This is a genomic window from Methylobacterium sp. WL7 (assembly GCF_008040085.1).
Lineage (GTDB): Bacteria > Pseudomonadota > Alphaproteobacteria > Rhizobiales > Beijerinckiaceae > Methylobacterium > Methylobacterium mesophilicum.
The window spans coordinates 1-8,827 of record NZ_VRVG01000169.1 but is presented as its reverse complement, the minus strand read 5'-3'; the positions used below and the strand labels follow the sequence as shown (position 1 = coordinate 8,827).

General features: G+C 69.3%; 8 protein-coding genes. 1 reads left to right on the top strand and 7 read right to left on the bottom strand.

Translation table 11 applies throughout. From position 1 onward, the window contains the following. The 7 genes from FV233_RS26440 to FV233_RS26410 all read right to left on the bottom strand — a co-directional run. Nucleotides 1-879, bottom strand: an 879-nt coding sequence (locus FV233_RS26440) for a P1 family peptidase (RefSeq protein WP_147899280.1), incomplete at its 3' end; no start/stop codon positions are given. Then, on the bottom strand, nucleotides 876-1,778 hold the full coding sequence (gsiD, locus tag FV233_RS26435) for a glutathione ABC transporter permease GsiD (RefSeq protein WP_007568587.1): 903 nt from the start codon (nucleotides 1,776-1,778) through the stop codon (nucleotides 876-878). The genes FV233_RS26440 and gsiD, both read right to left, overlap by 4 nt. A gap of 7 nt (nucleotides 1,779-1,785) precedes the next feature. Beyond that, entirely contained in the window at nucleotides 1,786-2,706 is a 921-nt protein-coding gene (gene gsiC / locus FV233_RS26430) for a glutathione ABC transporter permease GsiC (RefSeq protein ID WP_147856521.1), read from the bottom strand. 105 nt (nucleotides 2,707-2,811) lie between these two features. After that, a complete protein-coding gene (gene gsiB, locus FV233_RS26425; protein WP_238262717.1) occupies nucleotides 2,812-4,359 on the bottom strand; it encodes a glutathione ABC transporter substrate-binding protein GsiB in 1,548 nt (515 codons plus the stop codon). 31 nt (nucleotides 4,360-4,390) lie between these two features. Next, nucleotides 4,391-6,304 carry a dipeptide ABC transporter ATP-binding protein gene (locus FV233_RS26420; protein ID WP_147857253.1) on the bottom strand — a complete coding sequence of 638 codons (1,914 nt, stop codon included), beginning with the start codon at nucleotides 6,302-6,304 and terminating at the stop codon, nucleotides 4,391-4,393. Between the two features lie 8 nt (nucleotides 6,305-6,312). Further along, entirely contained in the window at nucleotides 6,313-7,290 is a 978-nt protein-coding gene (locus FV233_RS26415; RefSeq protein ID WP_147899279.1) for an isoaspartyl peptidase/L-asparaginase, read from the bottom strand. Then, nucleotides 7,287-8,225 carry a MurR/RpiR family transcriptional regulator gene (locus FV233_RS26410; protein WP_147855693.1) on the bottom strand — a complete coding sequence of 313 codons (939 nt, stop codon included), beginning with the start codon at nucleotides 8,223-8,225 and terminating at the stop codon, nucleotides 7,287-7,289. The genes FV233_RS26415 and FV233_RS26410 overlap by 4 nt, the downstream gene beginning before the upstream one ends. On the opposite strand from FV233_RS26410, the gene FV233_RS30640 reads away from it, so the two are divergent. Further along, entirely contained in the window at nucleotides 8,121-8,336 is a 216-nt protein-coding gene (locus tag FV233_RS30640; protein ID WP_187277785.1) for a hypothetical protein, read from the top strand. The genes FV233_RS26410 and FV233_RS30640 overlap by 105 nt on opposite strands. Nucleotides 8,337-8,827: the final 491 nt, after the last annotated feature.

Sequence of the window (8,827 nt, the reverse complement as noted above, 5' to 3'; positions counted from 1 at the left end):
AACCTGCGGCACCGTGTAGGCAGTCGAGAAGGCGAGCGTGATGTCGCCGCTACCGTGGCCGAAAACCGAGCCGGTCCGGGCGAGGCCCGCCCCGGCCCGCAGGGCGAGGCGGCGAAGCTGGCGCGCGTCGAGGGGCGCGTCGGTGGCGAGGATCATGATAATCGAGCCCTTCTCCGGGGGCTCCGCCACGGATTCGGGCTCCCCGCCGGCCACCCGAAGCTGGGCGGCGAGCGGCGCGCCGCAGACACGGATCTGGGATGGCTTGCCGAAATTCGATAGGACGAGCGAGCCCAGCGTGAACCGGCCCTGCGCGCGCGTGCGGACCCGCCGGGAGGCGGTGCCGATGCCGCCCTTGAGCCCGAAGCTTGACATCCCGCGCCCGGCCCCGACCGACCCTTCCGCGACGGCGGCGCCGGCCGCGTCCAGGGCGTCGTGGTAATGCGACGCCTCCACAGCCATGCGCTGAAGGTCGTTAAGGTAGCCGTCGTTGCACTCGAAGACGAGCGGGTTCAGCGTCGGCAGCGCGCGCCCGATCTCCGGATTGGCAGCGATCGCTGCGCGGATCTGGGCGGCGGCCACCGCCGGCACCGCGAAGGTGTTGGTCAGGGCGATCGGCGTCTCCAGCACACCGAGCTCCTCGACTTGCATCAGGCCGACGGACTTGCCGAAGCCGTTCAGCACGACGCCGGCCGCCGGAACGCGGTCCCGGTAGGGATCGCTGCCGTGCGGCCGCACGACCGTGACGCCAGTCTGCACGTCGCCCTCGGCCAGCGTGCAATGACCGACTGTCACGCCCGGGACGTCGGTGATGGCGTCGCGCTGACCCCTCGGCAGGCTGCCGACGCGAGGCGCTGGGCGCGGGGGGGCGGCCGGCGTCACAGGCGGTCGATCTTCGGGTCGAGAGCGTCCCGGAGGCCATCCCCGAGGAGGTTGAAGGCTAGCACCGTGAAGAAGATCGCCAGGCTCGGGAACAGCGCGACGTGCGGCGCCGAGACCATGTCGGCGCGGGCCTCGTTCAGCATGGCGCCCCATTCAGGCGTCGGCGGCTGCGCGCCCATGCCGAGGAAGGACAGACTCGCAGCCGTGATGATCGAGGTACCCAGCCGCATTGTGAAGTAGACCACAATGCCCGAGATCGTGCCCGGCAGGATGTGGCGCAGGATGATCGTCCGGTCGGGAGCGCCGATGCTTCGCGCGGCCTCGATGTAGGTGCTGTTCTTCAGGACCAGGGTCGTGCCGCGCACGAGGCGCGCGAAGGCCGGGACGCTGAAGACCGACACCGCCACGACGACGTTGACGAGCCCGGAGCCGAGGATGGCGACGACGCCGAGCGCCAGCAAGATGCCCGGGAAGGCGAACAGCACGTCGGACATGCGCATGACGATCCGGTCCCACCAGCCGCCGTAGTAGCCCGCCAGGAGACCGAGCACGGTCCCGACGAGGCCGCCGACTGCGACCGAGAGGAATCCGGTCGCCAGGGATATCCGCGCGCCTTCGACGATGCGGCTCAGGATGTCGCGCCCGAGGGGATCGACGCCGAGCCAGTGCGCGAGCGACGGGCCCTCGTTGATCCGGTCGTAGTCGAAGTCGTTGACCGGGTCGTACGGCACGATCCACGGGGCCAGCACGGCCACCACGACCAGCAGGCCGATGAAGCCCAAGGCGACGACGGCGACGCGCTGGCGCCGGAACTTGCGCCAGAATTCCGACCACGGCGTCCGGATGCCGGTGGGGACGGGCGCGACGGTGGGGGCGGCGGGGACGAGGATGTCAGTCACAGCCGGCTCACCTGTAGCGGATGGTCGGGTTGATGAAGCCGTAGAGCACGTCCACGACCAGGTTAATCAGGATAAACTCCAGCGAGAACAGCAGGACCAAGGCCTGGATCACCGGATAATCGCGCTGGTTGACGGCATCGACAAGCAGGCGGCCCATGCCGGGCCAGTTGAACACCGCCTCCACGACGATCGAGCCGCCCAGCAGGAAGCCGAACTGCAGGCCCATCATAGTCACGACCGGGATCAGGGCATTGCGCAGGCAGTGCTTGGCGATGACAACGCGCTCCTTGAGGCCCTTGGCGCGGGCGGTTCGCACGAAATCCTCGCCGATGACCTCCACGAAGGCCGCGCGGGTGAAGCGGGCCATCACGGCGGCCACGGCCGCGCCCAGCGTCAGCGACGGCAGCACGTAGTGCCGCCACGTGTCGGCACCGACGGTGGGCAGCCAGCCGAGTTCCACCGAGAAGATTTGCATCATGAGGATGCCGAGCGCGAAGGCGGGGAACGAGATGCCGGACACGGCGAGCGTCATCCCGACCCGGTCGGGCCATTCGTTGCGGTAGACCGCCGAGACGATGCCGATGATCAGCCCGAAGGCGACCGCCCAGGCCATGCTGGTGAGGGTGAGTAGGAGGGTTGGCAGGAAGCGCTCGCCGATCTCGATCGAGACCGGGCGGCGGGTGCGGATCGAGACGCCGAGATCGCCGCGGGCGAGGTTGGCGAAGTAGCGCACGAACTGTTCCGGCAGGGGCCGGTCGAGGCCGAGCTCTGTGCGCACCAGGGCCACCGTCTGGGCGTCCGCATCCTGCCCAGCCGCCAGCCGGGCCGGATCACCGGGCAGCAGGTGGACGAACAGGAAGACCAGCACCGAGACGATCAGCAGCGTCGGCAGCAGCCCGAGGAGTCGCTTGAGCAGGAAAATCAGCATAGGTTCGCGCCCGGGATCCGGGGTTTCCGTGAAGCGATCGCGCGGGCCCGCCGCGCCGGGCCGGCTAACGATCGGGCCAGCCGGCGCAGGGTCCGCGATTGGCGGCTACTGAGCGACAGCGATTTCGCCGGAATCGATGTTGCCGTCGGGCATGACGTAGACGCCGGAGAGCCGCGCGGAGGTCGCGTAGAGATTCTGCTCGGTGACCAGCGGCGCCCAGGGCGCGTCCTTCATCACGATCTCCTGCGCTTTGGCGTAGAGCTCCGCCCGCTCCGCGTCGTTCGTCGAGACCAGCGCCTTGGCGAGGAGGGCGTCGAACTCGGCGTTGCTGTAGTAGGCGGTGTTGTTAAGCTTGGGCGGCCACGCCTCCGTCGCCAGCAGCGGCCGCAGGCCCCAGTCGGCCTCGCCGGTGGAGGACGACCAGCCGGCATAGTAGAGGCGGACGCGGGCGGTCTTCGGATCCGGCGCGGTCTGCACCCACTCGGTGCGCTGGCCGGGCTCCAGGGCCAGGGCCTGCACCTTGATGCCGACCTGGCCGAGCTGCTGCTGGAGGAACTGGATCGCCTTCTGGGCGGTGGTGGTGGTGTAGGCGCTCCAGAGGGTCGCCTCGAAGCCGTTGGCGTAGCCGGCCTCCTTTAGGAGCTGGCGCGCCTTGGCCGGGTCGTAGGGCCACGGGTCCATCTTGTGGGCGTAGCGCACGCCCTGCGGGACGATGCCCTGCGCGGGGAAGGCGTAGCCCGAGAAGGCGACCTTGGCCAACGCCTCCTTGTTGATCGCGTAGTTGATCGCCTGGCGGACGCGCAGGTCGTCGAACGGCTTCTGCAGCACGTTCATGCTGAGATACCGCTCGATGATCGAGGCGTGCACCTCGATCTTCAGCTTCTTGCTGGCTTCGAGCATCTTGGCCTGCTCGTAGGGCAGCGGGAAGGCGAAGTCGGCCTCGCCGGTCTGCAGCATGGCGGCGCGGGTGCCGTTCTCGGGCACCGGCTTCCACGTGATGGTGTCGACCTTCGGGAAGCCGGCCTGCCAGTAATCGGCGAACTTCGCGCCCTTGACGTAATCGGTCTGCTTCCAGTCGACGAAGGTGAACGGCCCGGTGCCGACCGGGTGAAAGGCGATATCCTTTCCGTACTTCTTCAGGGCTGTGGGCGAGATGATCGCCGCCGAAGCGTGGGCCAGCGAGTTGATGAACGGCCCGAAGGGCTCCTTCAGGGTGATGCGCAGGCTTGCGGGTGAGAGCACCTCGATCGTCTTGATGCGGTTGAACTGGTTGTACCGCGCGAGGTGGTTCTCCGGGTCGAGGACGCGGTCGAGGTTGGCCTTGACCGCAGCGGCATCGAACGTCGTGCCGTCGTGGAATTTGACGCCCTCGCGCAGCTTGAACGTGTAGACGAGGCCGTCGGGCGAGCTCTCGTAGCTCTCGGCCAAGACGTTGCGGACCTTCAGGTCCTTGTCGAAGCCGAAGAGGCCCTCGTAGAACGACTTGGTGACGGCGGTCGTGAGTGTCGTGTTGGTGTTGTACGGGTCGAGGGTCTCGGGCTGGCCACTGATCGCCAGGATCGGGTCGCCCGCCGCGGCGGCGGGCGCGGCCGCCACGGCGAGCAGGCCGGCGGCGATGAGGAAGCGCTCGAACATGGTCAGACCTCGGGGCATGGGACGATCCTGCTGGCGGGGATAGGGGGTGTCAGGCGGCGAGGCCGCCGACCGTGTGGCGGGCGACGAGATGACCGGGGCCGATCTCGACGAGAGGCGCGACCTGCGGCTCGTCGCCGAGCGCCCGGACGGGGCTCGGGATCTCGTCGGTCAAGAGCCGGCGGGCGCGCAGGTGCCGGCGGGCCGGGTCGGCGACTGGAACCGCTGCCATCAGCTTGCGGGTGTAGGGGTGCTGCGGGTTCTCGAAGATCGCCCGGCGCGGCCCGATCTCGACGATCTGGCCAAGATACATCACCGCCACCCGGTGGCTGATCCGCTCAACCACCGCCATGTCGTGGCTGATGAATAGGTAGGCGAGGCCGAACTCCCGCTGGAGGTCGAGCATCAGGTTCACGATCTGCGCTTGGATCGACACGTCGAGAGCCGAGACCGCCTCGTCGGCGACGATGACCTTCGGGTTCAGGGCAAGGGCCCGGGCGATAGCGATGCGCTGCCGCTGCCCCCCCGAGAACTCGTGCGGGTAACGCTGGGCCTGGTCGGGGGTCAGCCCAACGCGCTCGAGCAGCCACGCCACCCGCGCCTCGGCCTCGCGGCGCGTCGCGATCCCGTGGACCAGCAGCGGCTCCATGATCGAGAAGCCGACGGTCAAGCGGGGATCGAGGGACGCGTAGGGGTCCTGGAAGATGAACTGGATGTTGCGCCGCAGACTGCGGAGCCGGCCGGGGGGCAGGTCGCGGACGTTGCCGCCGTCGAACTCGATCAGGCCGCTCTCGCTCTCCACGAGGCGCAGGAGCGAGCGGCCCGTCGTGGACTTGCCGCAGCCGGATTCGCCTACGAGGGCTAGGGTCTCGCCGGGATGGAGATCGAAGCTGACCCGCTCCACCGCGTGGACGCGGCGGCGCACGCGGTTCAGCAGGCCACCGCGGATGTCGAACCGGGTGACGAGGTCGCGCACCCGCAGGATCGGCCCAGCGCCGGCGCGAACGGTGTCATGGGGCGCGTCGACTGCGGCTGGGGCCGCCTGCCCTGCCGGCTGTTCCCGGGCCTCGGCCCGCAGCAGGTCGAACTTCCGCGGCAGGTCGCTGCCCGCCATGGCGCCGAGCTTGGGCACGGCGGCGAGCAGCGCCCGGGTGTAGGCGTGGCGCGGCGCGGCGAAGAGCGCGGGCGCCGCCCCCTCCTCCACCTTGTCGCCGCGGTACATGACCAGCACGCGGTCGGCGATCTCGGCCACGACGCCCATGTCGTGGGTGATGAAGACGACGCCCATCCTCATCTCGGCCTGGAGGCTGCGGATCAGCTCGAGGATCTGCGCCTGGATCGTGACGTCGAGGGCCGTGGTTGGCTCGTCGGCGATGAGCAACTGCGGCTTGCAGGACAGGGCCATGGCGATCATCACGCGCTGGCGCATGCCGCCGGAGAGCTGGTGCGGGTAGCGCGTGAGGACGTTGCGCGCCTCGGGGATGCGCACGAGGTCGAGCATCCGCATGGCCTCGGCCCGGGAGGCGGAGGCGCTCTTCCCCTGATGGACGCGGATCGATTCGGCGATCTGGTCCCCGGCGGTGAAGACCGGGTTCAGGGAGGTCATCGGCTCCTGGAAGATCATCGCGATCTCGGCGCCGCGGATCGCCCGCATCCGGGCGTTCGGGGCGGCGGCGAGATCGAGGACCTCGCCCGAGCCGCGCCGGAACAGCATCTTCCCGGCCGCGATCCGGCCGCCGCCGTGCTCGACGAGGCGCATCAGGCTCAGCGAGGTCACGGACTTGCCGGACCCGGACTCGCCGACGATCGCCAGGGTCTCGCCGGCATCGACGTGGAACGACAGGTCGCGGACCGCCTCCACGACCCGCTCGGAGGTCGCGAAGCGGACGGCGAGACCAGTGACGGAAACGACGCGCCCGTCGGGCATCGCGGTGGGAGAGCCGGTTCCGGCTGCGATGGTCGGCATGGCAGATCTCAGCGCGCGGGAGCTGGGACGCGGCGGGACGCGCCGAAGATCGCGGTGGTTGGTGCATCGCCGGGGCGGACGAGGCCGCGATACATGCCCTCGGTGTTGAACGGCATCGCGACACGGCCGCGCGCGTCGACAGCGATCAGTCCGCCGCGGCCCCCGACCGCCGGGAGCGCGTCCTCGACCACTGCCCGGGCCGCCGCCGCGAGGTCCTGGCCGCCGTAGGCCATGCGCGCGCAGACATCGTGCGCCGCCGCGACGCGGATGAAGGCTTCCCCCGTGCCGGTGCAGGAGACGGCGGCGGTCCGGTCGTCCGCGTAGGTGCCCGCGCCGATCAGCGGCGAGTCGCCGATACGGCCGGGACGCTTGTTGGTCATGCCGCCGGTCGAGGTCAGGGCGGCGAGATGGCCGTCCCGGTCGAGGGCGACGGCGCCCACCGTGCCGAACTTGCGGGTCTCGTCGAGGGGCCCCGACGCCGTGTCGTGGTCGAGGGCGACCTGCCCGGCGGCCAGTGCCCGGCGGAGCTGGTCGCGGCGGGCCTCCGTCGAGAAGAAATCCGGTTCGACCATCTCCAGACCGTGCTGCCGCGCGAAGGCCTCGGCGCCGGCCCCGGCCATCAGGACGTGCTCGCCCGCCTCCATCACCGCGCGGGCGGCGCGGCCGGGCCGGCGCACCCGTGCGACCCCCGCGACGGCACCGGCCCGCAAGGTGGCGCCGTCCATGATCGCGGCGTCGAGTTCGTGGGTCTCGGCGCTGGTGAAGACGGCGCCGTGGCCGGCATTGAAGAGCGGGCACTCCTCCAGGAGGTCGACGGCGCGGCTCACGACGTCGAGGGCGCTGCCGCCGGCGGCGAGGCAGGCCGCTCCGGCCGCCAGGATCTCGGCGAGGGCCGCGTGATAGCGCGCCTCGCCGGGATCAGCCTGGCCCGACGCGATCGTCCCAGCGCCGCCGTGGATCACGAGTACGGGGCGGTGGTCGCTCATGGAACGGTTCCCGGGGGCGGGGTGTCGGTTAGGTCGTCGGTTCCGCCCTGCGGTGGCCAGGCGGCGTAGTCGCGGTCGAGCCAGGGCAGGACGGCTTCCGTCACCCGCGTCGCGGCCGGGACGAGATCCACGGTGGCGTGGGCGAAGGCGCTCGCCAGGGCCTCGACGAGGGCCGTCAGGCTGGCATCTGAGGCGGCAAAGTAGTGGCAGTCAGTCTGCGCGTAGAGCGCGATCGTAGCGGTGGCGACGAGGGGCGAGTGCGGTCCGTCGGTCAGCGCCAGGACCGCGGCGCCGTGCTTCCGGGCGATCTCGGCCAGCCGCACCGTGTCGGCGAAGTACCGCGGGGTTGCGAGCGCGATGACGAGGTCGTCGGTCGTCAGCCGGCGCAGAGTCCGGGCGGCGAAGCCGGGCCCCTCCAGGGTTGCCAGCAGGTGGACGTCCTCTCGGTTGACGTCGAGGTTGCGCGCCAGGATGCCGGCCGGCCAGCTGCTGCTGCCCAGCCCGACAATGTAGACCCGTCGGGCCCGGCGGATCGCCTCGACGGCCTGCGCACAGGTCTGGCCGTCGAGCCCGCGGCGTGTCGCTTCAATGTTGCGGACGATGTCGGCCAAGGCTCCGTCGAGGATGCCGGACGCGGTAGCGGTTTGATCTCGGCCGCCGCGCAGCTTCTCGACCGGTGCGAGCGCCTTCTCGTAGCCGAGGACGAGAGCCGAGCGGAACTTTGCGTAGCCCTCATAGCCCACAGCGCGGGCAAACCGATTAGCGGTGGCGACTGAGACGCCGACCAAGTCGGCAAGCTCATTCACAGGCAGGGTCGCAGCGCGCAACGGATGATCAAGGACGAAGCGGGCGACGTCTCGGTGAGCGGAGCTAAGCGCCGGAAATGCTTGCGCGATCCGCTGCGCGACAGACAGCTCCTCATGGTCCGATGCCACGACGCTCCAGCCGATCAAAAATTCTCACTGGTGGTCAGTCTGAGATTTTTTTCGATCACCCGCAAGCGCTTCGATGCTTATTTTCGCGGCACGAGTTGCACAAATCGCTGAACCTCCCAGACGAATTGGGTCATCTCACTTCTAATCAGGTGCGGATCCCCGTTCACGGCACCTTCGTTGGCCGATGGCTGCGGTTCCGCTCCTGCTGTCTCGGGCTGATCCTGCGCAGGGAAGTGGCGGAGGCTCGCTGCAGGCACAATGGCGGCCGGTGAGCCGATCTAAGCCGATGTCTGCTTCGGAGATGCCGGCCGACACCACCGAATGGCCGAGATGGGCGCAAAGCCGAACGGCGGGTTTTGCGCCTATCGAGGATCCGGCATGCGTAGCCTGGGGAGAAACGGAATGGCTGCTTCGGAGTAGGGCCGCCGCAAAAGCGGGCGGGTGTAAATGGCGGTTCAATTCCAAGCCACCAAACCACTCTGAATGCGTCGATTACAAAGGATAACGCTCAATGAGCGCCCGGCCGTAAGTGATTCACCGACAAATCGTTTCGCCAATAAGCTCCGAAGGATTGGTAAAGTTCAAGTGGTATGGATTTACTC

Bases quoted from the DNA above. Each gene is read 5' to 3' on its own strand.
- FV233_RS26415 (WP_147899279.1), bottom strand. From the start codon at position 7,290: ATGAGCGACCACCGCCCCGTACTCGTGATCCACGGCGGCGCTGGGACG.
- gsiB (WP_238262717.1), bottom strand. From the start codon at position 4,359: ATGCCCCGAGGTCTGACCATGTTCGAGCGCTTCCTCATCGCCGCCGGC.
- gsiC (WP_147856521.1), bottom strand. From the start codon at position 2,706: ATGCTGATTTTCCTGCTCAAGCGACTCCTCGGGCTGCTGCCGACGCTG.
- FV233_RS30640 (WP_187277785.1), top strand. From the start codon at position 8,121: ATGATCAAGGACGAAGCGGGCGACGTCTCGGTGAGCGGAGCTAAGCGC.
- FV233_RS26420 (WP_147857253.1), bottom strand. From the start codon at position 6,304: ATGCCGACCATCGCAGCCGGAACCGGCTCTCCCACCGCGATGCCCGAC.